Genomic DNA, 22598 nt, shown 5'->3' with positions numbered 1-22598 from the left:
TTTATTCAGAAAATCCCGTTTGGGTACCAATTAACAAATAATCATTTGTACCACCAGAATTGCCGGAAAATAGGGCTGGATATGAATTAAGGTCCAGCGTTATAGTAACTCACTAACTGGTAATTAATTCGTGAGGCAGGGGAGGGGGCGATGGGAGTTGCGTACTGTTTGGGTAGGTCTGGCATGGCAATGACCATCAAAAAGCCCGACTATACGTATAGTCGGGCTTTTTGATGGTCATTGCCATGCCATGCAGGTATGTGGTGTGCCTAAGCGTCATTAACCTCACTTAGCACAGGGAAAGCGCTATCAGATTCTGGCGCTAACGTATTTTGTGTTTTTAGTTTGTAAGTATACTGGACAACAAACCATTCAACCATGTAGCCTAGTTCGAACCAGTTGGCAATGGGCACACAGGCCCCAAACATGAACATGGTAACAATAAACCGACGACTAAAATCCGATTCGTGAGGGGTCTTAAATTCAGATCGGAACAGAATCGGGAAATCGTCAAAGGATTCGGGATTGGTTTTTTGAATCCATGCCAGTGAAGCCAAAGATAAAATAAGAGGAGTGGTGTACACCAATACCAGTAGCGTAATAAGCATATTCTTGTTGGTTAACAGATTGAAACATGGGTAGATGAATACATTGTCGATATATCCTAGTGGATTATGGGGTTAATGTAGAAATATATTCTGATTATTCATTTATTGAAAAATTAACAAATGATATATATATCTTTCTATTTACTAAGCGGTATGTTTTTGAGTCGGTAAAAAGGTATACCCTGTCAGTGGCATGGCCAGACCTGGCTATCGAATAAGCTGGATTTTTCTGGTGAATTCCCGGACAGGACGGGCAGGGAGTGTTTTTTTACACTACACAGAATAATACTTCCGTATCGCCAATCTCAGGCGATTGAAAGCTGTTGGCACAACAATGACGTTAGTCCTCGTTGTCTGGTTAATAGATTCAACAGAAACGGTTCCGGGGAGGTGGTTACCCGCACATCGTTATGATATAGCGGATAACCACCTCCCCGAAACCGTTTGAGCGCTCTCTGTTTTCGGCTCTTTGTTTATTTTCTGGTAGTCAGCACGGTTTGTCCATCAGGGTACTGTACATCAACGTTGTCCTCCGCCGTGATGAATACATTAATGGGTTTTCCAATGTCAGTAGCCGTCAGACTACCGGTCAATGCCCGGGACGATGGTTTTATCTGCCCCAGCTTTTTAACCGGGTCCTTATCAGATTCCATCCAGACAATGTACGTTTCCTTGGCGGGTGTCAGCTGCTTGGGTTCAGCCAGATTTCTTACCCGGACATTGATGCTGTAATTCGCATTTTTATCTTTTTTCACGTTCACCTGCCCCGTTGCGGCCGGGGCAACGGTCGAGTTGAGAAAACTCATTTTAGTAGAACAGGAGGCAAGCGTGAGCAAGGTGATGACTAGAATAGCTATCGAATGGAGCGTTTTCATTTGTTTTAGGTTGTATATGTATCCGTTTAACCCATAACGTAGTCCTGATGTTTGATACTTTTAGAACGGGACTCCATCAATGCATTTAAATAGACGACCGGGTGACCGGTGGATTGCCCGCTGCCGGTCGACCTGAAAGCGAATTAGGCGCATTCAGATTTGCATTGTCATCAACCCCTACACCCAGCCGGTCGACCAGCTCACCCCCCAGCCAGCCTGTTACGGCGGCCAGTCCGAAGGCTACCAGCGAAATCACCCAGGCCAGCGCAGGAGGTGTGTGCGACGGCTCGTCATGTCGGAGAAACCAGCTGACCAGAAACAGGGCCAGTACCACCACATTGCCAACTCCGTGCAGCAGACCAATGCGTTTGGCACGGGTTCCGGCCGGAATGGCCAGCCAGTCAATAAGGCCGGGAACAGCCGCCAGCACACCACTGATCAGACCGGCCGTTATCATCCAATAGGCAACTTCGGCCATCGTTGCGTTTTTATTGAGGAGACGAACAACGTCGAAAATAAAGGAGGTGGCCAGCAGGCCGAACGGAAAAACGACGAGTATCGGGTGGGCCGGATGGCCAACTATTTTTGCTTTGCTTTCCATACGTATTGCGTTTAACGCGCTAACCAACGCCCCGCTTGCGTAGTTTTTTGGCCGAACCAATTGTGAGGATAAGCCCCCGGTTACACGGTTGGGGGCTGGTTCTGGCTATCGTCGTCTCAAGCGTATTATTTCGCGGGTTGGGTCAGCATTCGAATTCTGAAGAGTGTGCCCCGACCGGATATGCTTTCAATTTCCATACTGGCACCCACCAATTCGCAAAGACGTTTCACAATCTGTAAGCCAACACCTTCCCCTTTTTCTTCTTTGGAAGTGGCCGTGCGCTCCCGCAGGAGATCATCGGGTAGCTGATGCTCGTTCGTTGGCCTGACCGCTACCGGCTGAGCTTCATCCACGGAGAGGGTACTCGTTCCTTCTACGGTAGGATTAAGTTGTTTCCGAAAGGCCTGTAACAAGCCCGTTGGTAAGCCGAGGCCCGAATCCTGAATGCTAAAGCCCCACCGCCAATCGCTCTCCGCCGACCAGGATACCGAGATCATGCCCGGATGGTTGGGCCTTGATGGGGTATATCGTAAGGCATTGATGAGTAAATTCTGCGCGATGCGATAGATTTTGAGCCGGTCCGTTTTGACCCGTAAGCTGGCGGGGCCATCTGCCCGCAGGATCAGACCCCGCTCCAGAGCTACCGGCTGAACATCGGCGACCAGATCAGTCAGTAACTGAGCCGCATCGAACTCCTCCAGCTGAAGAGGTTCATGGCCCGCTTCCAGACGAGCCAGGTCCATCAGGCCCGTAATCAGCGTTTGAACTGTCGTCAGGTTGCGGTTCAGCATGTCGACATATTGCTGACGGTCTTCGCTGCTCAGATCGTCCATTTTAAGGAAATAAGCCGCGCCCATGCTCAGGCTAAGGCCGCTGCGCAGGTCGTGAGAGGAGGTTCGCAGCAGGTCGCCACGCTGGCGGGAAAGGTCTTCCATTTCGCGCAGGGCCTGCTCCAGGCTGGCCGCCCGGTTTGCAGCTTCCAGCCGCTGGAGTTCATTATGTTTGGTGATGCTGCCGCTGATCGTTTCGTTCATCAACACCAGAATATGTTGTTGCGCCTGTAAAATAACGTCCGGGTCGGACTGGGGGAAAAGCTGCCGAAAGAGTTTTATCTCGTTAAAGAGAATGATCGATAAATGGCTCAGTTCTTTTAGTAATTCCGGCAATTCGAGTGACTTCTGCCAGCGTTGCAACCCGTGCGATTGGGCCGCTATGATGGGGTTGGTCTCCGGCTTTTTACCCTGCAGGAGTTGATCCAGGGTGTCGAGGATGATGGGGATAATATTGTTGAACTCTTCACGGCTGAGTGCACTGATTTTCTTTAGCTCAGGGTCGGCTTCGCAAACAGTCCGCCAGTTGTTGAGCAGTGTTTCGCGTCGGTTCAATAAGAACATGACCAGGTCGGCAGCCGCCGGGTACTCATCCGCAGAATGGGGGTTCATATCGTTCATCGTGATGCTGTGGTTAACGAATGGATTTGTGAACTACAAAAGGAACCAGTCGGAGCGATCGCTCAACTAACTCGTTTTACTCACTAAAGAGAACTGTTTTATGTACTTCCGGTCTGCAAAATCAGGGGAGGGTGAGGCAGCGGTCCGGCAAAAGCAGGCAAACAAACAGTTGCACCGACGAGGCTGTTAGGCTGGAATAACTCAAAAAAACACGTTATGAAAACTAAGTCGATTGCCGCAGGCTGTATGCTTGCCTTGTCGGTAACGGGCGTATCGCTGGCCCAGCAAAACAGTGGCGCTATGAGCGCCGGCACAACCAATATGGTTGGAAAAGAGAGTATGTCGACGTTCGACAGCCAGAATAAGAAAGGCGCTGCGGCCGTCAGTGCGGTTTCGGCAACCAGCACAAAACTATCGTCGGCAGATCAAGACCTGATGATGCAGGTGGCCAAAGGCGGCATGATGCAGCTGGAGGTGAGCCGGATCGCCGTTCAGAAAGCGACGAATCCCGAAGTGCGGCAACTGGCGCAGGCCGAAGTGGATGAGCAAACGGGTCTGTCGGCCAAGCTGACGGAAATTGCGTCGGCGAAAGGCGTGACGCTGCCTACATCGCCCGATGCCGAAACGCAGGCAATGGTGACCAAACTACAGGGTATGTCGGGGCAGGAACTGGACCGGATGTATGTGAGCGAAAGTGGCGTAAAGGGACACCAGAAACTGGATGGCGTTATGTCGACGGTGGAGTCCAGAGCATCGGACAGTAGCCTGAAAGGAGTGGCCAAAGCCGCGCATCCCTTGATAAAAACACACCTGAAAGTGTCTCAGGAGATTTTGAATAAGTTGTAAAGCGTCAGCAACGTCGGCGTTTGTATCGACCAGGGACGCTGACAGCCGTTGCCACGAATACCCTTCCTGTTCAGGCGAGTTTGTTTGTAGCAACGTGCTTACAAAGAAAGGCCCCCAGTTCAAAAGTGAGCTGGGGGCCTTTCTTTAGTCGGTTATAATAAATACTTAGTTATTCACCCCACTCCAAACCCTCCCCTTGAAATAAGGGGAGGGGCTTCGGCTATATTCTCTTTAGCTCCTTTTTTTATTTCAAAGGGTGGAGTGGGGTAGAACCCCCAAAAGAACCGCACAAATGTTTTATAGAAACCTGGGTCAGTTAACGAAATATCTTTTTCTTCTTATCCCGACGAAGCAGTGCGATGGTGAGCGAGGTCACTGCAACGCCGATCAGTACATTCTGAATCAGTCCCGTCCGGTTATATTTCCAGTCCGCTTTCCAGCCTTTCTCGGCAAATATGTTGGGGATATGGCCGTGTGCCAGATCGTCTACAATACCTTCAACCACATTGATTCGGTCGGCCAGCAGGAGCGGGAGCCAATGGCCGTATTCAGACTCGCTGAACGTAAAGGCATACCGGCGAAGCGCTCCGCTCAGGCCCGACGGGGGCGATGAGGTACCAAAGACGGCCGTCAGGTTAGGCCGTTCGTTGGAATGCAGGATTTCGACCGTTTCGGCCTGCTGGGGTGGTCTTTCCCAGTTTAGCCGGTTGTGATCGTCGCCCGTATAGTGTTTGATCGGGTAAGTAGGTTCGTTATTTGGGTCAGCGTCTACGCCCCATCCTTTGATGTGCGCGTATTCGGCTGGTGTCTGGTCAATTATTGATGGTGATTCCATGATCGGGTGGTTATTGTCTGGCAGATGGGGGAATAAGGATCGGTTTGATGCAGTTGTCGAGCTTGGCCGAGAAAATGTGGTAAGCATCCGACACTTCCTCCAGCGGCACCCGGTGGGTAATGATCTCTTTCGGGTTGAGCCGACCGGCCTGAATATGGTCGATGAGCCGGGGCAGCAACCGTTTCACCGATGCCTGATTGGCGCGAATGGTAAGGCCTTTATTGAGCACATTGCCAATGGGCACCAGGTTGTCCGTTGGGCCGTAAACACCCACAATGGATACAATACCGCCTTTCTTCACCGAGTTGATGGCCCAGTGAAGGGCCGTGGCCGAGCCTGCCTGCAACAGAAGCTTTTTGCCCGTAATGGTTTGCAGGGCACTGCCGGAAGCATCGCCCCCCACAGCGTCAATACAAACGTCGGCTCCAAACCAGTCGGTGGTTTTTTTGATGAAGAGAACGGGATCATCCATCGACCGAAAGTTATACGCTTCGCACTGAGCGTATTTCTTCACGAAGTCCAGACGGTATTCCAGGTGGTCAATCACAATGACCCGCCCGGCCCCAAACAGCCAGGCGCATTTGGCAGCCATAATACCTACCGGCCCGGCTCCGAAAACGACGACTGTATCGCCTTTTTTGATGCCGCCCATTTCTGCTGCCTGGTAGCCCGTAGGGACAACATCGGTCAGGAGAACGGCGTCGTCATGGTCCATCCAGTCGGGAATGATCGTGGGGCCTACATCGGCATAGGGCACCCGAACAAATTCGGCCTGACCACCATCGTAGCCCCCTGCCGTATGCGAATAGCCGAAAATGCCGCCAACCGCCGTGGCTTCCGGATTGGATTCATGGCAGTTGCCGAAGAGGCCCTGCTTACAGAACGCACATTGGCCGCAGGCCACATTGAAGGGAACAATGACGTTATCACCTACCGACAGCTTTTCTACCGATGAGCCGATTTCTTCAACCACCCCAATAAATTCATGGCCGAAGGTCATACCTACCCGCGTGTCGGGTACCAGCCCGTGGTAGAGGTGCAAATCCGACCCGCAGATACAGGACCGGGTAACCCGAACAATCGCATCACTCGGATGGAGGATTTCGGGGTATGGTTTTCGGGCGGCCCGTACGCGGAACGGCCCTCGGTAGTTCATGGCTAGCATAAGTGTTTTTCGTTCGTTAAGTTGTTGTTTGTTTAATGGAGTTTACTGGTTACCCGTCTTTTGGGATGACTTGCTGCCAGCCATATTCTTGCCTTTGGCAGTGGCGGGTGCCGATGCGGAAGCTGATTGCGACCGGTTCACCGTGGGCCCGCCGTTTGTTGAGGTCGATCCCTTGGCTATGGCCCGTTTTTGCTCGGCATCTTTGTTGTACGGAACCCCGTTGCCCATGGTCTGGCTGGTATTGGCCTTTCGGGCGTTATTTTGCAGCGAAGAGCCCTGCCGCCCCGAGTTGCTGTTTCTGGGAAAAGACCCTCCCTGTGCCCAGGCGTCTGATGTGCCCGCCAGCAGTATGATAATGAGTGCAATGCTTAGTCGTTTCATACGTTGAGTTGAGTTATATAGGCAATGCCGATGCTTCAGGAACCCGCACCAACGGGTGATGGGCCACTCCTTTTCCAATAAATAAGGGAACGGTGCCCGACCCGCCGATCGGCTGACTTAATTATTATGAACGGCGTCAGAGGGATCGTCGAGCGAGTGAATAACCAGCTTCGCCAGTCCTATGGCGCCCTGCTTCACCTGAGCCGGGCTTCCCGGAACCTGCGCCATAACGCTGAAAACGTGATTGTTATACAGTACGTGAAGGGATTTTTTGCCTGGTTCCCAGATGGCTTTATCGCCCACTTCGGTAACTGCCTGTCCGGTAGCCGTGTTCTTCGCCGGGGTGGCAATAGGCGGGGTCGGGCTGGTTATGCCCGCCAGCGGGGCCGATGGGTCGGCGCCCCGGGTCGAATCCTGTCCCTGGGTCGGCTCTTCCGTCGTTGCCGGGAATTCGGCGTTTGTGCCCTGGGGTGCCTGTCCAAAAATCGTTGGCCTGGACTCACTGTTTTCGTCGGCTTCTTTGTTGGCTTCCGGCTCAAACAGTTTGTTGAAGAAGTATTCGGACTGGAAGGTGGACTCAAAGGGTTTCTTACTTTCCAGCGAGAAGCCGATCTTGTTGGAACCCCAGCGCAGCTCGCAGTCGTTGCGTCCGCTGTATTTAGTCAGTTCGACATCTTCTCCCAGCTTAAACAGGTTCCGTACGAACTCTTCAGGAAGGTAGTTGCACTGCTCCATATAATGGTAGTCAGTACTGAGTAACCACACTCCGCTTACGCGTTTGGCAACGCTCGAATTTGCGTCGCCGGTACCGGCGGCATTGCCCATGTCAATATTGTCCCGATACGAATCTCTGCCGGAGCAGGCTACCAGGCCTAGTCCAAGCAGTAAAAGCTTTGCGTGTTTCATTCGTTGATTGGTATGACAGACGACACCAGTTGAGGCTGGTGAAATAAATTCATGTATCAACGAGCTAACTGAAAGACACCGGCCGATAGGATTAAATATATTGAAATTGTGAGGAAAAGGGGATAGGAAATACGCCGGGAAAGCGGGATAAACACATACACGCCTACAGCCCGGAACGGTAACGGAATCAGAGTTTAAGCGCCTTTTTTATGGCTTCCTTTTTGCCTTTCGATATGGGTACTTCGGTTCCATCGGCCAGCAGCAAAAAGTCGCCAAACTCCTTTTTCCAGCTCTTGACGTATGTTTTATTGACCAGGTGCGATTGATGGCAGCGGATGAAATCATGCCCTTTCAACAAATCGTCGTACTCATAAATGGGTTTGCAGACGAGCAGGATTTCGCCATCAGCCAGGTAAAAGGTGGTGTAGTTGTTCGATGACTGGCAACGGATGATGTCGCCGGTTTTGACAAAGCGTGTTTCCTTTGCCGTTGCCAGGGCAAGACGGTGCCCGGCTGGAGGCTGACCAGCTGCCAGCAAGTCCATCAGGTTTTCAAACTGCTGGTTTCGGACGTTTCGCCGACGTCGGGCAATTCCCCGGTCTACCGCTGCCTGTAACTCACCGATGTCGATCGGTTTCAACAGATAATCGACCGCTGCAAACCGCATGGCTTGTATGGCATACTGATCGTAGGCCGTTACGAAGATGACCTCAAAGGCAGGTTCCGGCAGTCGGCGTAACAAATCGAATCCATTGTGTCCGGGCATCTGTATATCCAGAAAGAGCAGATCGGGCTGGTGGGCATATACCAGACGCTGGCCATCTTCCACATTCAGGGCCGTTCCGCAAACAGTCACCTGCGGACAGTATGTGCTGAGCAGCGCTTGAAGGTTGTCCAGATTAGGCTGTTCGTCATCGATCAAAATGGCTTTTGCTGTCATAAAAACCAATCGGTAAACGTGAGCGTCATTTGCGTGCCACCGGATATGGGCGTGCTGATCGCCAGGGTGATCGGCTGGCTGGCGTGGAGAGCGTTCAAGAGATCAATACGGTCTTTCGTCAGCTTTAAGCCGAACCCACTTGTCGATTTGCCGGCGGTGTAGCCCGGGCCGTTGTCAGTAATATAAACCATCATGGTGTTTTCCAGTCGGTCAATGGCAACGTCAATATACCCTTTTTCCTGTAATGAGGAAGCGCCATGTTTCACGGCGTTTTCGACCAGGGGTTGTAAAAGCAGAGCGGGGATATTCGTTTCGTATACATTAACCCCAGCATCAACCTTAATTTTATACTGAAAGCCAAACCGCAGTTGTTCCAGCTTCAGATACGTGTCTATGGTTTGTATTTCTTCCTGAAGCGACAGCTCATCTTTATTGCTTTGGTTGAGTGACTCCCGCAGAAGCCTGGCGAAGTCGGAGAGGTAGCGGTTCGCCCCTTTGATATCCTGTTTATTGATAAGGCCCTGAATCGAACTGAGTGCATTGAAGACAAAATGCGGATTCAGCTGGGCATAAATGGCCTTTAACTCCAGCTGTACCCGGGTTCTGTCCATTTGTTCCTGCCGGGTTTTGCGTCGCTGTTGAATAAACAGCAACAGGAATAAACAGGCCCCCAGCAAGGCCGCTACAAAAATACCGGTTACAATTCGAAACCAGTAGGTCTGGTACCAGGCAGGTGCCACATCGAAGCGGTATTCAGTGATGTGCTGTGGCTGAACGGAATAGCGTAGTCTGACGACATAACTACCGGGCGGATAGCTTTTGAGCCAGACAAAGCTGTTGGCATAGTCATTGAATTGCCAGGGAGTATACACGCTGCCGTTACGGACCAGTTCATACTGGAGCTGCTTTTTATCGAAAATGTCACCCTTTAAGACAAGGATCAGGGTGCTGTTGGTGGAGGGTACGGTAAGCACCGGCGACGGCGGGCTGGTGGGTTGTTTGACTGACGCCCAGGGGTATTGCAGTTTTTTCAGGAATTCGTCAATAGTTTCGGATGTGTACACCGTCGTGACTACCGGCTTGATCGACTCCCACGCAACCAGCGACGTGGCAACGATCTGGTTGTTGGTTGTTTTCCGGACATCCATCATCAGCATGTTGCCCAGACTCGTTCGGTAGCCGCCCAGATACCCCATTGTGGGCAGCCCGGAATCGTGGGTCAGGGTTGAATCGGTAAACCGGGTAATGCCGCACCAGGGTACCACAACGCGATTGCCGGGGTATTCGGTGAGTTGGAACTGGTACTGATGGGCATTGCCCGGCCCAACACCCGCCAAAAAGAATTGCGCACGGGTCGTATCAAACGTGGTTCGTGCGACAATGTCTTTGGGGCGTAACCTTCGGAAAGAGACCTCATCGAGTACATCGAACTGTTTACTCGTTTTACGAATAGACCATAAAAAATCGTTGCCCTGCCGCAGCGCTAAAATCAGGCCGACAGAGGGTGGGGTATCGGTTACTCCGTCCGGATAGCTGTGCGAGTAGTTGCTCCATTTGATCTGAGCGTGTACCGAAGCGACGCTAAGCATTGCGCCAAAAATGAATAAGACTGCCGTTCTCATATCCTCGCCGTTAGTGCATCAAAAAAAGGTACTTTTCTGATGATAAGGTGAGGCAATGTGAATTCGGCAGGTCTTACTGTGAGTTCGATTTACTTATCAGGTTATTTTGGGGTGTAGGTAAGCTGAACGACCACCCCCTGATTTCCATCCTGATTGGATCGACGCCAGGCGAGCGCCAGCGGCAGGTGCTCCTGCAGATACACTTCCAGACCCGCCACCAACTGCCCGTATTCATGCGTGCCCGTGGCCCAGTCGCCCAGGATGTGAACTTTTTGGTACCAGATTCCCGCGTCGAAACCCATGTGCATGCCAATGGTCGATCCTTCGGCCAGGTAGCGCTGATTCCCGGCGTACCCACCGATAACGGCTTTATAATGCTCGTTCCTGAAGCTGCCGCCCAGATTGGCGTACCCCCAGCCTTCCCATGAACTGTGCGATTGAGTAGGGAGCAGGTTAAGGCCCGTTTGGCCACCCAGGCCAATGTGCAGCGCGTCGGTCAGGTTAAACGTTCGCTGGGCGTTGAGAAGCAGTAAGGGCGCATAGGGGAGTTGAAGGGTGGTGTCGTTACGTAACCAGGTGCGTTCCGGCCGCTGATAATCCACGTTATACAGGTTTACGCCCACTTCCCAGTTGCGCCCCAGCCCATAGTCGATCGTGGTAGAAAAACGGAGCTGTTCGCCGTTGATATCGACCTGCTGCTGAGCCAGAAATTTACGTTTTGGCGTAATGTCGGACGAGGGAACACTAAAGAACGTTTGCTGGGCTACGGCCGACAGACTCGGGCTTACTAGGCTCAATAAAAGAAAAAGCTTTTTCACGTTGATGGATAAAATAGTGAAGAGTAATGAATGAAAAGTGAAGAGTAAAAAAGTAACGGGAAGCATGTAAAATGTAGCGTGAATCATGAAGAACGAAAGGTGAACGATTTGCCGGGCAGGTCCACTGACAGTCGCTCCCATGGGCACTCTTTTGTTCTTCACTAATTAATTATTCGCCTGTTTCAGCGTTTGGCGCGTCGACGGGCTTAGATTCGGGTGATCCCTTCTGGCGCAGGAAAATAGAGAGGACGACGATGGATAAAACCGACAGGAATTCACTTTGCCAATTTTGTAAGGACTGAAACCAGAACTCACTGGTGCCCATAAACTCCCACATCGTGAGCATCTCCGCTTTTCCTTTGAGGGCCTGTTCGGTATTGTATTCTTTTGCACCTCCCAGCGCATGCAGGAAAAACGAAAAGCCGAAAAGCAGAAAAAAGGCAATACTCAGCGAGTTTTCATAAAGTTTAAGCACCAGCCCCCCTTTCCGAACGGGCCAGGGTGCCCCTTTCCGGGTGGGCGATGGCTCTCGGTCTACCTCTTCCGGTTCATCAAGGCTTTTGGATTCCGATGAACCTTTCTGATAAAGCGAAACGGTCAACAGCACATAAAGACCCATCTGTAAAAATTCGCTTTCCCAGTTTTCAAAGACGGCTTCGATGCAGTGCCCGCTGGTCAGGTAGGTGCTGAACGAAACAGGTGCCCGGTCGTAATCACTCAGGTCGTTATTGAAGTCGTGCCAGCCTACCACGATCTGGCCTGATAAGGTGATTATAGTAATGAGCAGAAACAGGATCGAGAGGCCATTTTCACGCAGGTATTTTTTCATTAGTGAACAGGTTTAACAGGGTTTTTCAAGGGACGCTGATGGCCGCTTGAAAAACGCATGATTGGGTTAGTAAATGAGTGCTACGAAAGCTTGAGGGAGCTATTCACAGTTGTTGAGTCCTGTAACTCGGAGGTTAGTTGTTTGTTTCGCCTGTCGGCCCCAGACAGCCCTGCTGGCGGGGTCATACGTTGCCAATTCAGTCATTCAAATGAGCCGTTCCCTAATTTATTGGTGCGCCACACAGGCTTTGGGACCTAAACAGCGGTTCTGAAAACAAAGGCATGAGCCCAGCGCACACTGCTCGAATCACGTCCTGATGAAACAGGACGGGAACGACCAGGCAAGCCGTCTCAGGGCTGTTATGCCTACCTCGAATGCCACAAACTAATTATCTGTATGATTCACTTCGACACTAGCGGTCCATGTTCGCTTGGGGTTACGTTTCCGACCGAAAACGAAGCGAATGTCTGTTTATGGGCTCCGTTCGTCAACCATGTTGCCATTAAAGTGTATGGGCAGCCAGCGGCCATTCCCCTGAAAAAGGTAGACCTTGGCTACTGGACGCTAAAAACCGGGCAGCTCACTCCCGGTGACCTCTACACGTTCATAATCGATGGTGACCACGATTACCCCGACCCTGCGTCGCGGTTTCAGCCGCAGGGCGTGCATGGCCCTTCTCAGGCGGTAGATACAGCCGCTTTTCACTGGGAAGATGAGAGCTGGGTAAACCACTCGCTGGACAGTTACCTGCTGTATGAACTGCATACCGGAACGTTCACCGCCGAAGGCACGTTTCAGGCCATCGAGAGTAAACTGGATTATCTGAAGGCCTTGGGTGTCAACGCTATAGAACTAATGCCCATTGCTCAGTTTTCAGATTCCCGAAACTGGGGGTATGATGGTGTCTACACGTTTGCCGCACAGAATTCCTATGGCGGTCCCGATGCGCTGCAACACCTGGTTAATGCCTGCCATTACCGGGGCATTGCCGTAGTGCTGGATGTGGTCTATAACCACTTCGGACCCGAAGGGAATTACGTGAACGAGTTTGGCCCGTATCTCACGGATAAATACTGCACACCCTGGGGTAAGGCGATGAATTTCGACGATGCCTGGTGTGATGGCGTCCGGCGGTATGTGATTGAAAATGTCTTGATGTGGTTCCGCGATTTTCATATCGATGCCCTGCGGATGGATGCCGTCCACGCCATCAAGGACTTTAGTCCGGTGCATATCCTTCGGGAAGTGAAAGAGGAAGTCGACCGGCTGATGGCGCAAACCGGGCGTCGGCATTACTTGCTTATCGAAAACGACCTCAACGACCCCCGCTACATCGACCCGCTGGACAAGCAGGGTTTCGGGATGGACTCGCAGTGGATGGACGAATTTCACCATTCGTTGCGGGTAGCCGTTGGCGAAGGTAAGGTCGGGTACTATGCCGACTTTGACGGGATCAATCATCTGGCAAAAGCCTTTCAGGATGGTTACGTATATGATGGGCAGTTCTCACCCGTTCGCCATAAACTCTTCGGCCGCAAGGCAGAAGACAATCCTGGTCATCAGTTTATTGTGTTTTCGCAGAACCACGACCAGATCGGCAACCGGAAGCTGGGCGAACGGTCGAGTCAGTTATATAGCTACGAAGCCCTCAAGCTACTGGCCGGGGCCGTGATGGTGAGCCCGTATATTCCGCTGCTGTTTATGGGGGAGGAGTGGGGCGAGGAAAATCCGTTCTATTATTTTGTGAGCCATACCGAACCCGAACTGGTGGAGGCCGTCCGGCAGGGCCGTCGGGAGGAGTTTGCGGATTTCCGTTCGGAGGGTGAGGTGCCTGATCCGGAAAGCGACGAAACCTATGAACAGGCTAAAGTGCAATGGCGTGTGCTGGAAGAGGAACCGCACCGGACGCTGCTCCACTATTACCAAACGCTGATTGCGCTGCGGCAACATTTACCCGCGCTCTATCGGCTGAATCGTAAACAGATCGATGTCTTTCCGGATACGGAAAAAGAAACGCTCATCGTGCACCGTTGGCACGATGAGCAGCACGTGCTTTGTCTGATGAATTTCTCTAAGGAGCCCCAATCTGTAGCCTTACCAGCCGTTGGCCTGGAGGGCACCGACTGGCAAAAACTACTCGACTCCGCGGACTCCCGGTGGCAGCTGCACAACGAATCAGAGACTGAGCTGACTCCCGAATCCATTCCGGCTTCCAAAACTATTTCGCTGCAACCGGAGTCATTACTCATATATGCTCAACATCATGAACAATCCCGTTTCCACATACCGGCTCCAATTTCACCGCAACTTTACCTTCCGTGATTTTGAGCGGATCATCCCTTATCTGGACAAACTTGGCATCCGTACGGTGTACGCATCACCTGTGTTTGAAGCCGTTCCGGGAAGTGTTCATGGCTATGATTCGGTCAATCCACAACGCATCAACCCCGAAATCGGGACCGAAGACCAGCTTAGAAACATCAGTCGCCAGCTTACGGATCGGGGTATGCGCTGGATACAGGACATCGTGCCGAACCACATGGCGTTCGATCCGCACAACAAGTGGCTGATGGATGTGCTGGAAAAAGGTCAGTTATCCCGATATGCCTCATTCTTTGACATCGACTGGCAAAGTCCGGTTCACAAAGGCCGGTTGATGGTTCCGTTCCTGGGATCTCCGCTGGAAGAGGTGATCGACCAGAGCCAGTTGGCCGTTGCCTATCAGGATAATCAGTTCTTTATCAATTATTTCGATACGCCTTATCCACTAAACCTGCGCTCTTACGCGACCATCTTGCAGGCCGGTAAAGAAAACTTGCCCGACGCTGTTCAGCAATTGGTAGACAGGGTTCATCAGGGTCGAAAGCTGCGAAAACCGGAGGCCTACGCCCAGCATATGGCCGACTGCCAGACAACGCTGGCTGGTCTGATGAAGGACAGCAAGAGCAAAGCTTATATCAAACGATGCCTGGAGGTGGTCAATACGACGCCTTCCTGCATCCGGCAGATCACCGATGAGCAAGCCTATCGGCTGTGTTTTCACGGAGAGACGGACCAGCAGATCAATTACCGGCGGTTTTTTACCGTCAACTCGCTCATCTGTCTGAATATCCAGGACCCCGTCGTTTTCGATGCCGTGCACGAACTCCCGAAAGCCCTGCTGGAAGCGGGTGTTTTTCACGGGCTGCGTATTGACCATATCGATGGCCTTAGCGACCCGACCCGCTATCTGGAGCGGCTGCGTGAGCTGGCGGGTGAGGAAGCGTATATCGTTGTGGAGAAGATTCTGCAAAACGACGAACAGATGCCCACCCATTGGCCTATTCAGGGAGCTACCGGCTATGCCTACCTGTCGATGGTCAACAACCTGTTTACCCGAACGAACAGCGAGGTAAGCTTCACCCGGTTTTACCAGACACTTTTAGGCGAAAAGACCGTGGTTCGTCAGGAGTTGCACGACAAAAAAGCGTACATCCTGTATGAGCACATGAACGGTGAACTTGATAATCTGGATGGGCTTTTCCGGTCGTTGAACCTAATCGACGCCGATATACTGGCGGAGGTGCCCCCCGAAGAGTTGAAAACGGCCATTGGCGATTTCCTGATCCAGTGCCCGGTGTATCGCTATTATGGCAACCAGATGCCGCTGAGTGTCGAAGAGGCCACCGCCGTACAGGCGATTTTCAATCGCGTTCGGAAGAATAAAAAAGAACTGATGACGGCGGTGGGTATCCTCGAAGAGGCCATTCTCCAAAAGCCCCGGCCCGGTAACGACGACTACAACGGCCGGGCGTTGCGGTTCTACCAGCGGTGCATGCAGTTCACGGGTCCGCTGATGGCCAAGGGTGTGGAAGATACGCTCATGTACACCTACAACCGGTTTATCGGGCACGATGAAGTGGGCGACTCCCCGGAATACTTTGGCCTGACCGCCGACGAGTATCACCGAAAGATGATCGACCGGCAAACACAATGGCCGCTGACACTGAACGCTACCTCGACCCACGATACCAAGCGGGGCGAAGATGTCCGCAGCCGACTGAATGTGCTGACCGACCTGACCGATGAATGGATCGCCGTCGTGAAAGAATGGCAGCAACTTAATCAGGATCTTAAACAACCCGGTAAGGGCAATGAAGATATTCCGGACGAAGGGGCACCCGATGCCAACGACGAGTACTTCATTTACCAGACACTGGTAGGCGCCTACCCAATGCCGGGCGAATCTTCCGAAACAGACATTGATTTGCCCAGTCTGGACGAAGATGAATTCCCGGACCGCCTGACGGAATATCTGCAGAAAGCGATGCGGGAAGCCAAACGTAACTCGACCTATAGTGCCCCCAACGAGGACTATGAAGAGGCAACCAAAAACTTTGCGGTTGCGCTGCTGGACAGAAAACGGCCGTTCTGGGATAGTTTCCAGGCGTTTCACCGGCGGGTGGCTGACTTCGGTATCGTCAATTCGCTGGCGCAGGTGGTGCTTAAATGTACCAGCCCCGGCCTGCCCGACGTCTATCAGGGTTGCGAAGGCTGGGATTTAAGTCTGGTTGATCCCGACAATCGTCGTCCCGTTGACTTTGCCGTACGCCAGAAAGGACTGGACGAACTGCTGAAAAACGACGCCAAAACAGTATGGTCAGAACTGTGGGAAAATCGATACGATGCCCGCATCAAGCTCTGGCTGATTCATACCCTGCTGACCGAACGTAATCAGAACCCCGACCTGTTTGCCTATGGGCACTATGTTCCCTTACAGGTGGAGGGACGCTATAAAAAACACGTGCTGGCCTTTGCCCGGCGCTATGAACAAACCTGGTATGTGGTGGCGGTGCCGCTGGGCGTAGCGCAGTTGTCCAGCAAGCAAACCGAGACGGTGTTTAATCTGGACTGGAAGGACACCCGTATCATCCTGCCGCCCGAAGCCCCCACCACCTGGGAGCATCGACTGCTGAAGAGTGTCGGTAAAGTGGAGGATGGGATAGCCGTCGGTGATTTGTTCTACACCCTGCCGATGGCCCTGCTCAAACTGGAAAAACGGCCCGGCGAGCGTAGTGCGGGTATATTGATGCCCATCACTTCGCTGCCGTCGCCCTTTGGTGTCGGTGATTTTGGCCCTGAGGCAACCACCTTTGCCGATTTTCTGGCGCGTAGCGGTCAGAGCTATTGGCAGGTTCTGCCGTTGAATCCGGTGGCGGCCAATTGTGGTTATTCGCCCTACAGCGCCACATCGAGTATGGCCGGCGATCCGCTGCTGATCAGCCCGGCGCTGCTGGCCAAAGAGGGTTATCTGGAGGAAGGTGACCTGCATGCCCACATACAGCCAATCACGCAGCAGGTTGATTATGACACCGCCAGCCGGATCAAAAAAGAGCTGCTGACGAAAGCCTGGCAGACGGCAAAGGACAAACAAACGGCCAGCCAGAAACGGGAATTCGAGCGGTTTTGTCAGCAGGAAGCCTACTGGCTGGACGACTACGCGCTCTATGCGGTTATAAAAGACCACCACAACGATGACTCCTGGACTCTATGGCCGGACGAACTGAAACTTCGGCAGCGATCGGCCGTGAGCCGGTTTCGAAACGGGCAGACCGACGCTATTCGGAAAGTGCAGTGGCTTCAGTTCATCTTCGATAAACAGTGGAGATCCCTGAAAGCCTATTGCAATGGTCTGGGCATTAAACTATTTGGTGACCTGCCGTTCTACATGAGCTACGATTCGGTGGATGTGTGGGCGCACCCCGACTTGTTTACACTGGATAAAGACGGAAACATGACCTGTGTGGCCGGTGTACCCCCCGATTATTTCAACGCCAACGGTCAGCGGTGGGGGATGCCCATTTTTCGGTGGGATAAACTGAAAAAGCAGGATTACGCCTGGTGGGTGGCCCGGATTCGTAAAAATATGGAGCGGTACGACCGACTACGACTGGATCATTTTCGGGCGTTTGCCAGCTATTGGGAAGTCCCGGCCGATGAAGAAACAGCTATCAACGGCGAATGGATACCCGGTCCGGGTGCCGACTTCTTCAAGGTGTTGCAGCGGGAATTGGGTGAACTCCCGTTCATTGCCGAGGACCTGGGGAAAATCGACAAGGCCGTTTACGACCTGCGGGATGAGTTTGGTCTGCCGGGCATGAAGGTCATTCAGTTTTCGTTTGGCGACAACATGCCCGAAACAGTCAACAGCCTGCATCACCATACGCCCAACTCCATTGCCTATACCGGTACGCACGACAACAATACGATCCGGGGCTGGTATCGGCAGGATGCCGGTCATGAACACCGTCGACAACTGGAACGCTACGTGGGTCATCCCGTTTCGGAAGAAAACGTGCATCAGGTGCTGGCCCGGATGGTGTATGCGTCCGTCGCCAATGTTACCATTTTGCCTATGGCAGATGTGCTGGGGCTGGACGAATCGGCCCGGATCAATACCCCGGCTTCTACGGCCCGCAACTGGACCTGGCGGATAGTACCCGAACAGGTCAATGCCGCTGTGGAAGAGCAGCTTCGGGAATGGGTTACCGTCTATGACCGATAGTTGATAATCGAAAACTCGACTGAAAGACCCTCAACGTTATGCTGAAAATAGGTTATCACGCATCCCATGAGCAATTTAAACCCAGTACCCTGCTGACATACGCACAGCGGGCGCAACAGGCAGGGTTCACGGCCTGCTCGTCGTCCGATCACTTTCACCCTTGGAGTAATCGACAGGGCGAAAGCGGCTTTGCATGGTCGTGGCTGGGGGCGGCCTTGCAGGCAACATCGCTGTCGTTCGGGGTGGTCAACGCTCCCGGTCAGCGATACCATCCGGCCATCATTGCGCAGGCAGCCGCCACGCTGGCCGACATGTTTCCCGACCGATTCTGGATGGCCGTTGGTACCGGGCAGGCCCTTAACGAAGCCATCACCGGCGATAAGTGGCCCGCCAAAGCCGACCGGAATGCCCGCCTGAAGGAGTGCGTCGACATTATCCGCGCTTTATGGAATGGCGAGACCGTAACCCACAAAGGACTGGTTACGGTGGAAGAAGCGACCCTATACACGCGTCCCGCTGTAAAACCCCGGTTGTTTGGAGCAGCCGTTACGCCCAAAACGGCCGAATGGGTGGGTAGCTGGGCCGATGGGCTGCTCACCATATCGCAGCCCGCCGATGAGCTGCGGGCGGTCGTGGACGCTTTCCGAAAGGGGGGCGGAGAAGGCAAACCGATGCACCTGAAAGTGCAGCTTTCATATGCCGAAACCAAAGAGCAGGCCCGGCAGGGTGCTTACGACCAGTGGCGGGGCAATATTTTCCCCAACGGCATGCTGACCGATCTACGCCGACCCGAACAGTTCGATATGGCCGGGGACCTTGTGAATCTGAATGAAGTCGACAGAATGGTTCGGATTTCGGACGATACCAGCCAGCAACTGGCCTGGCTTCGGGAAGATATTGAGCTAGGGTTCGAGCAGCTTTTTCTGCACAATGTCAATCTGGAACATGAACGGTTTATCGACGATTTCGGTCAGCATGTCTTGCCCGAGTTGCTAAAACCAGCCCATCTGAACGTATAAGTCCGGGCTAACAACTTAAACAAACTATGTTATGAACCGTCAGTCAATTATCATCTGGAGTCTTGCAATTGGCTTGTTTGCCGCTTGCAACACGGGTGTTCGGGATATAGATTTTATTAGTCAGCAATTTTCAGCTACATACAATGTCGATTCAACCAAAGGGATTGATAGCACGAATTTAGCCAGCCTGATGGGATCAAAGTCGGTCTTTGCGTTTAGTGAAGATGGAAAGGGGCTGAATCATATTCAGATGGGCATGCTGTCCAAAGACACGCCGTTTACCTGGAAGCTCGAAAAGGATAGCCTTTATATCGATCAGAAGGCCTATGCAGTTCAAAAGCAGGACAAAGGCTTTATTCTTAAATCGGATTCTACAAAAATCATGCTGTCGAAGCAGCCCTGATTCACCAGTCTAAACGTCATAAGGTATGTATTCGCAACCACTCAACGACGCGCCTTAATACAAGAACTGGCGATTACAATACTCCATTTCTTCTACCTCGAACGACGAATGCCCTTAGCCAACATTCAGGCGCTGAACGGTAAATCGACGGGTGCCGAGGGCGAGAACGAGCATACGCAGCTACTGATTGCCACCCTGCCCGAAGCGTATGGGTTGGTGAGTAACATTCACGGCGTGATGAACCGCTTGCTGTACCTGCAAAAAGTGGGCGACTTTGATACCATGAAGGTATTGCCCGGTTAGCGGAGCAGGTCTGTGAAGAGCAATTCGCCTTTCACGAATCAAGGTCCGGGTCTTTTCCTGTGTAAATCGTCATGATATTGTCCTGTTCGATTCGGGCGTAGGCGCCACTCTGCAATTTGTCCTTTATGACGCTGTTGCCAATAAAGTCAAGGATGGCTGGCCGTTCTGATAATGGCGTATTTGTTTGGGCCTCCCAATGACGGGGTTCGGGGATGCCGATGAGGACAAGCGCGGGTGGCATTGCAAACTCGTACCACACATCGAAACTGATTTCGTGGTTCGTATAGTAAATCGTGCCGCTCCTGCCATTTTCGGAGTAGCGTATTTGGGGGGTGGTGTCGGCGTTCAAGTTAGTGTCTGTGGTCATGCCGTTTGCTGCGTGAGTGAATTATGGAACTAGTGGCTGTTTATAGAAATTACTTAAAGGGAGTTTTTAGCCCATATGTAGCCAATGATGAAGAAGAGAATGAACCCAATAGGGCCAAAAACAAAAATACTTGTCATACTGGCTTCCACGCTTCTATCGTGTCGGTTTGCCGAAAATAGGGAGATCAGGAAGTAACCCAGAAAGGCGACGACGACGAAGCCAATAATGCCGGCAAGGAATCCGGTACCAATGTATTTCATGGTTTTGTAAGTTGGTGGTGAAAAAAATGTGCTGCCTGCCCGTTAGTCGTCCAGCCTAACCCGCTGCCCCTGATGATACGAGTGCGTCTTGTCGGCGGCATCGCGGCCAGCCTCGTTGGCAATCAGGGTAAAGGAAGCCGGATGGGCATGGGTCAATACCTTGCCCGCGTAAAACACCTGTTTCGCGTCCTTGGCGTAGCCGGATTCAAGCACTGTAAAAGAGGTCAGGTCGGCGTTTTTTAGGGGCTTGTCCTCATAAAATACGGTTTGGCCATCCTGAGCGTAGCTCTCAGTCATTAGTTTAAACAGGGGTTTATGGGCATCCCGAATCAGTTTGTCCCGGAAGTAAACGTGTGTCGTATCGGTACTATAATCAATGGAGTACGCGTCCCACTTTTTGAATGAGGTCGGGTCGGCATCTTCCAGCTGCTTATCACGAAAATAAGCGTGGTTTTTGTCGACTCCATGATACAGGTCAATGACGGTGAACGAGGCTGGTTCAGCAGTCTCGATCGCGTGAATTTCGGGTATTGATACCCCATCGACGATGGTCCGGGAATGATAAACGTGATGACTGTCTTTGGCGTAGTTCGAGCTTAAAACCGTGAACGAACGGCCCTCGCTACCGGGAATCGGCTTCAGGGAAAAATAGCCGACTTTCTTATCGCGGGCAAACATATAATCGAGGGGCTCGAAGGACGCAACATCAGCTACAGCAAACCCCACACCTTTGTAATAAGCACGGAATTTATCATTCGCATACTCCTCTTTGAGCACCACAAACGAACGGGCATCTGCATTCGCAATCTGACTGATTTTGTCCTTTCGACTTGACTCAAATAACTTGAAATCAAGATAATTATCGCAATAGAAAACGGACCTGCGATCGGTGGCGTAATGCTCGTCAAGTGCTTCGAACCGCGTGCCGACAGTTCCCGTAATGGGAATGCCCCGGTAATATCCCTGATTTTTATCTTTAGCGAAAACCGCATTCAGTGGCTGAAACGACGAATAATCGGCTGAGTTGATCACCTTGTCTTTATAATAGACCAACCCGTTTTTGGTCTCATAAGCAGACTTCTTGCAGGACACTAGAGCGCCCAGGCCAACGATGGATAATAGAATGTGAAATAGTCGCATGATTGACAAACCGCGGTTAATGTGTGGCTATATAGCGTACCAGCAGTAGCAGCGACAATACCAGCAGTAGGGCCGCTACTTTCGTCCATGAATAGGCTAGCAGATTCAGCCCGATCAGGACAACCAGCATAAAAGCCGCCAGTCCTTTCAGGGCTGTTTCCATCTCGCCCCCACCCGCGTCGTTGTAGGGATTGGCTTGTTGCAAAAAGACCCAAACGATGACCCCACCGTATACGCTGATAAGTACCCAATTGACGGTGGTAATGATTTTTAGGATCGACATATTGGTAAAGATGGGTTGGCCCGTCTGATTCGGCAACGACCAGCCAGTGAACGATTTGAAGTATTCTAGAGGATATTTATCGCTGAGTATGCATCAATTCTGTCTATCCAGTAAACAGATTTCGGAGGACACTGAATACGCTAAACAGGCCGATAACGAGCAGGCCCCAAAGCAGGCCATTCAGGAAAAAAACGGCAGTCACCCCGAAAAAAGAATAAGCCCCAATTTTCTCGTTATCGACCGGAAATGACATTAGAAACTGAGCGGCTTTTTGCCATGGTTTGGGCTTGCCGAAATAGATCAGGAACGGGAATATACCCATCATTGCAAGCATGTAAAACAGGCCGAAAGCAGTTACCTGGCTAAAAAAGCGACTAATCATGGTACGGATGTTTTCGGCGG

23 protein-coding genes are annotated in these 22598 nt (G+C 52.0%); 6 read left to right on the top strand and 17 right to left on the bottom strand.

Annotated features, from left to right (window positions below; genetic code table 11):
- Positions 1 to 269 precede the first annotated feature (269 nt).
- From ACYVK4_RS32985 to ACYVK4_RS32970, 4 genes are all read right to left on the bottom strand, one after another.
- Complete coding sequence (locus ACYVK4_RS32985) at positions 270 to 608, bottom strand: hypothetical protein (RefSeq protein WP_461131844.1); 339 nt, start codon at positions 606 to 608, stop codon at positions 270 to 272.
- 473 nt (positions 609 to 1081) lie between these two features.
- On the bottom strand, positions 1082 to 1483 hold the full coding sequence (locus ACYVK4_RS32980; RefSeq protein WP_461131843.1) for a hypothetical protein: 402 nt from the start codon (positions 1481 to 1483) through the stop codon (positions 1082 to 1084).
- Between the two features lie 85 nt (positions 1484 to 1568).
- Positions 1569 to 2084 (bottom strand): DUF2231 domain-containing protein, encoded by a 516-nt coding sequence (locus tag ACYVK4_RS32975; protein WP_461131842.1) that lies wholly within the window; start codon positions 2082 to 2084, stop codon positions 1569 to 1571.
- A gap of 125 nt (positions 2085 to 2209) precedes the next feature.
- Complete coding sequence (locus ACYVK4_RS32970; protein WP_461131841.1) at positions 2210 to 3526, bottom strand: sensor histidine kinase; 1317 nt, start codon at positions 3524 to 3526, stop codon at positions 2210 to 2212.
- A gap of 225 nt (positions 3527 to 3751) precedes the next feature.
- Between ACYVK4_RS32970 and ACYVK4_RS32965 the strand changes: the two genes are divergently transcribed.
- Positions 3752 to 4381 (top strand): DUF4142 domain-containing protein, encoded by a 630-nt coding sequence (locus ACYVK4_RS32965; protein ID WP_461131840.1) that lies wholly within the window; start codon positions 3752 to 3754, stop codon positions 4379 to 4381.
- Positions 4382 to 4697: 316 nt separating this feature from the next.
- On the opposite strand, the gene ACYVK4_RS32960 is transcribed toward ACYVK4_RS32965, so the two are convergent.
- The 8 genes from ACYVK4_RS32960 to ACYVK4_RS32925 all read right to left on the bottom strand — a co-directional run bounded on the left by ACYVK4_RS32960 (position 4698) and on the right by ACYVK4_RS32925 (position 11877).
- Positions 4698 to 5216 (bottom strand): hypothetical protein, encoded by a 519-nt coding sequence (locus tag ACYVK4_RS32960; RefSeq protein ID WP_461131839.1) that lies wholly within the window; start codon positions 5214 to 5216, stop codon positions 4698 to 4700.
- A 10-nt stretch (positions 5217 to 5226) separates the two neighbouring features.
- The gene (locus ACYVK4_RS32955) at positions 5227 to 6381 is read right to left on the bottom strand and encodes a zinc-dependent alcohol dehydrogenase (protein WP_461131838.1); all 1155 of its coding nucleotides are present in this window, start codon (positions 6379 to 6381) and stop codon (positions 5227 to 5229) included.
- A gap of 42 nt (positions 6382 to 6423) precedes the next feature.
- Positions 6424 to 6762, bottom strand: a complete 339-nt coding sequence (locus tag ACYVK4_RS32950; protein ID WP_461131837.1) for a hypothetical protein — start codon at positions 6760 to 6762, stop codon at positions 6424 to 6426.
- A 117-nt stretch (positions 6763 to 6879) separates the two neighbouring features.
- On the bottom strand, positions 6880 to 7668 hold the full coding sequence (locus ACYVK4_RS32945) for a hypothetical protein (RefSeq protein ID WP_461131836.1): 789 nt from the start codon (positions 7666 to 7668) through the stop codon (positions 6880 to 6882).
- 187 nt (positions 7669 to 7855) lie between these two features.
- Positions 7856 to 8608, bottom strand: coding sequence for a LytR/AlgR family response regulator transcription factor (locus tag ACYVK4_RS32940; protein ID WP_461131835.1), 753 nt, complete (start codon positions 8606 to 8608; stop codon positions 7856 to 7858).
- Positions 8605 to 10230, bottom strand: a complete 1626-nt coding sequence (locus ACYVK4_RS32935; protein ID WP_461131834.1) for a sensor histidine kinase — start codon at positions 10228 to 10230, stop codon at positions 8605 to 8607. Before ACYVK4_RS32935 ends, ACYVK4_RS32940 begins: the two co-directional genes overlap by 4 nt.
- Before the next feature lie 101 nt (positions 10231 to 10331).
- The gene (locus ACYVK4_RS32930; RefSeq protein WP_461131833.1) at positions 10332 to 11189 is read right to left on the bottom strand and encodes a hypothetical protein; all 858 of its coding nucleotides are present in this window, start codon (positions 11187 to 11189) and stop codon (positions 10332 to 10334) included.
- A gap of 28 nt (positions 11190 to 11217) precedes the next feature.
- The gene (locus tag ACYVK4_RS32925; protein WP_461131832.1) at positions 11218 to 11877 is read right to left on the bottom strand and encodes a DUF6766 family protein; all 660 of its coding nucleotides are present in this window, start codon (positions 11875 to 11877) and stop codon (positions 11218 to 11220) included.
- Positions 11878 to 12273: 396 nt separating this feature from the next.
- Between ACYVK4_RS32925 and treZ the strand changes: the two genes are divergently transcribed.
- The 5 genes from treZ (at position 12274) to ACYVK4_RS32900 (ending at position 20146) form a co-directional block, all read left to right on the top strand.
- Positions 12274 to 14199 carry a malto-oligosyltrehalose trehalohydrolase gene (gene treZ, locus ACYVK4_RS32920; RefSeq protein ID WP_461131831.1) on the top strand — a complete coding sequence of 642 codons (1926 nt, stop codon included), beginning with the start codon at positions 12274 to 12276 and terminating at the stop codon, positions 14197 to 14199.
- Positions 14141 to 18421, top strand: coding sequence for a malto-oligosyltrehalose synthase (treY, locus tag ACYVK4_RS32915; protein ID WP_461131830.1), 4281 nt, complete (start codon positions 14141 to 14143; stop codon positions 18419 to 18421). Before treZ ends, treY begins: the two co-directional genes overlap by 59 nt.
- Before the next feature lie 38 nt (positions 18422 to 18459).
- Complete coding sequence (locus tag ACYVK4_RS32910; RefSeq protein ID WP_461131829.1) at positions 18460 to 19440, top strand: TIGR03885 family FMN-dependent LLM class oxidoreductase; 981 nt, start codon at positions 18460 to 18462, stop codon at positions 19438 to 19440.
- A gap of 31 nt (positions 19441 to 19471) precedes the next feature.
- Positions 19472 to 19843, top strand: coding sequence for a hypothetical protein (locus tag ACYVK4_RS32905; protein WP_461131828.1), 372 nt, complete (start codon positions 19472 to 19474; stop codon positions 19841 to 19843).
- A 108-nt stretch (positions 19844 to 19951) separates the two neighbouring features.
- A complete protein-coding gene (locus ACYVK4_RS32900; RefSeq protein WP_461131827.1) occupies positions 19952 to 20146 on the top strand; it encodes a hypothetical protein in 195 nt (64 codons plus the stop codon).
- A 31-nt stretch (positions 20147 to 20177) separates the two neighbouring features.
- Here the strand turns inward: ACYVK4_RS32900 and ACYVK4_RS32895 are convergent, their stop codons facing one another.
- The 5 genes from ACYVK4_RS32895 to ACYVK4_RS32875 all read right to left on the bottom strand — a co-directional run bounded on the left by ACYVK4_RS32895 (position 20178) and on the right by ACYVK4_RS32875 (position 22578).
- Positions 20178 to 20513, bottom strand: coding sequence for a hypothetical protein (locus ACYVK4_RS32895; protein WP_461131826.1), 336 nt, complete (start codon positions 20511 to 20513; stop codon positions 20178 to 20180).
- A 53-nt stretch (positions 20514 to 20566) separates the two neighbouring features.
- Complete coding sequence (locus ACYVK4_RS32890; RefSeq protein WP_461131825.1) at positions 20567 to 20773, bottom strand: hypothetical protein; 207 nt, start codon at positions 20771 to 20773, stop codon at positions 20567 to 20569.
- A 42-nt stretch (positions 20774 to 20815) separates the two neighbouring features.
- Entirely contained in the window at positions 20816 to 21913 is a 1098-nt protein-coding gene (locus tag ACYVK4_RS32885; protein ID WP_461131824.1) for a DKNYY domain-containing protein, read from the bottom strand.
- A gap of 16 nt (positions 21914 to 21929) precedes the next feature.
- The gene (locus tag ACYVK4_RS32880; protein ID WP_461131823.1) at positions 21930 to 22196 is read right to left on the bottom strand and encodes a hypothetical protein; all 267 of its coding nucleotides are present in this window, start codon (positions 22194 to 22196) and stop codon (positions 21930 to 21932) included.
- Positions 22197 to 22299: 103 nt separating this feature from the next.
- Positions 22300 to 22578 (bottom strand): hypothetical protein, encoded by a 279-nt coding sequence (locus ACYVK4_RS32875; RefSeq protein WP_461131822.1) that lies wholly within the window; start codon positions 22576 to 22578, stop codon positions 22300 to 22302.
- Between the last annotated feature and the right edge of the window lie 20 nt (positions 22579 to 22598).

Source organism: Spirosoma aerophilum, assembly GCF_054782495.1.
This window is presented reverse-complemented; position numbering and strand designations above follow the sequence as displayed.

Bases quoted from the DNA above. Each gene is read 5' to 3' on its own strand.
- ACYVK4_RS32985 (WP_461131844.1), bottom strand. From the start codon at position 608: ATGCTTATTACGCTACTGGTATTGGTGTACACCACTCCTCTTATTTTA.
- ACYVK4_RS32980 (WP_461131843.1), bottom strand. From the start codon at position 1,483: ATGAAAACGCTCCATTCGATAGCTATTCTAGTCATCACCTTGCTCACG.
- ACYVK4_RS32975 (WP_461131842.1), bottom strand. From the start codon at position 2,084: ATGGAAAGCAAAGCAAAAATAGTTGGCCATCCGGCCCACCCGATACTC.
- ACYVK4_RS32970 (WP_461131841.1), bottom strand. From the start codon at position 3,526: ATGAACCCCCATTCTGCGGATGAGTACCCGGCGGCTGCCGACCTGGTC.
- ACYVK4_RS32965 (WP_461131840.1), top strand. From the start codon at position 3,752: ATGAAAACTAAGTCGATTGCCGCAGGCTGTATGCTTGCCTTGTCGGTA.
- ACYVK4_RS32960 (WP_461131839.1), bottom strand. From the start codon at position 5,216: ATGGAATCACCATCAATAATTGACCAGACACCAGCCGAATACGCGCAC.
- ACYVK4_RS32955 (WP_461131838.1), bottom strand. From the start codon at position 6,381: ATGCTAGCCATGAACTACCGAGGGCCGTTCCGCGTACGGGCCGCCCGA.
- ACYVK4_RS32950 (WP_461131837.1), bottom strand. From the start codon at position 6,762: ATGAAACGACTAAGCATTGCACTCATTATCATACTGCTGGCGGGCACA.
- ACYVK4_RS32945 (WP_461131836.1), bottom strand. From the start codon at position 7,668: ATGAAACACGCAAAGCTTTTACTGCTTGGACTAGGCCTGGTAGCCTGC.
- ACYVK4_RS32940 (WP_461131835.1), bottom strand. From the start codon at position 8,608: ATGACAGCAAAAGCCATTTTGATCGATGACGAACAGCCTAATCTGGAC.
- ACYVK4_RS32935 (WP_461131834.1), bottom strand. From the start codon at position 10,230: ATGAGAACGGCAGTCTTATTCATTTTTGGCGCAATGCTTAGCGTCGCT.
- ACYVK4_RS32930 (WP_461131833.1), bottom strand. From the start codon at position 11,189: ATGGGAGCGACTGTCAGTGGACCTGCCCGGCAAATCGTTCACCTTTCG.
- ACYVK4_RS32925 (WP_461131832.1), bottom strand. From the start codon at position 11,877: ATGAAAAAATACCTGCGTGAAAATGGCCTCTCGATCCTGTTTCTGCTC.
- treZ (WP_461131831.1), top strand. From the start codon at position 12,274: ATGATTCACTTCGACACTAGCGGTCCATGTTCGCTTGGGGTTACGTTT.
- treY (WP_461131830.1), top strand. From the start codon at position 14,141: ATGAACAATCCCGTTTCCACATACCGGCTCCAATTTCACCGCAACTTT.
- ACYVK4_RS32910 (WP_461131829.1), top strand. From the start codon at position 18,460: ATGCTGAAAATAGGTTATCACGCATCCCATGAGCAATTTAAACCCAGT.
- ACYVK4_RS32905 (WP_461131828.1), top strand. From the start codon at position 19,472: ATGAACCGTCAGTCAATTATCATCTGGAGTCTTGCAATTGGCTTGTTT.
- ACYVK4_RS32900 (WP_461131827.1), top strand. From the start codon at position 19,952: ATGCCCTTAGCCAACATTCAGGCGCTGAACGGTAAATCGACGGGTGCC.
- ACYVK4_RS32895 (WP_461131826.1), bottom strand. From the start codon at position 20,513: ATGACCACAGACACTAACTTGAACGCCGACACCACCCCCCAAATACGC.
- ACYVK4_RS32890 (WP_461131825.1), bottom strand. From the start codon at position 20,773: ATGAAATACATTGGTACCGGATTCCTTGCCGGCATTATTGGCTTCGTC.
- ACYVK4_RS32885 (WP_461131824.1), bottom strand. From the start codon at position 21,913: ATGCGACTATTTCACATTCTATTATCCATCGTTGGCCTGGGCGCTCTA.
- ACYVK4_RS32880 (WP_461131823.1), bottom strand. From the start codon at position 22,196: ATGTCGATCCTAAAAATCATTACCACCGTCAATTGGGTACTTATCAGC.
- ACYVK4_RS32875 (WP_461131822.1), bottom strand. From the start codon at position 22,578: ATGATTAGTCGCTTTTTTAGCCAGGTAACTGCTTTCGGCCTGTTTTAC.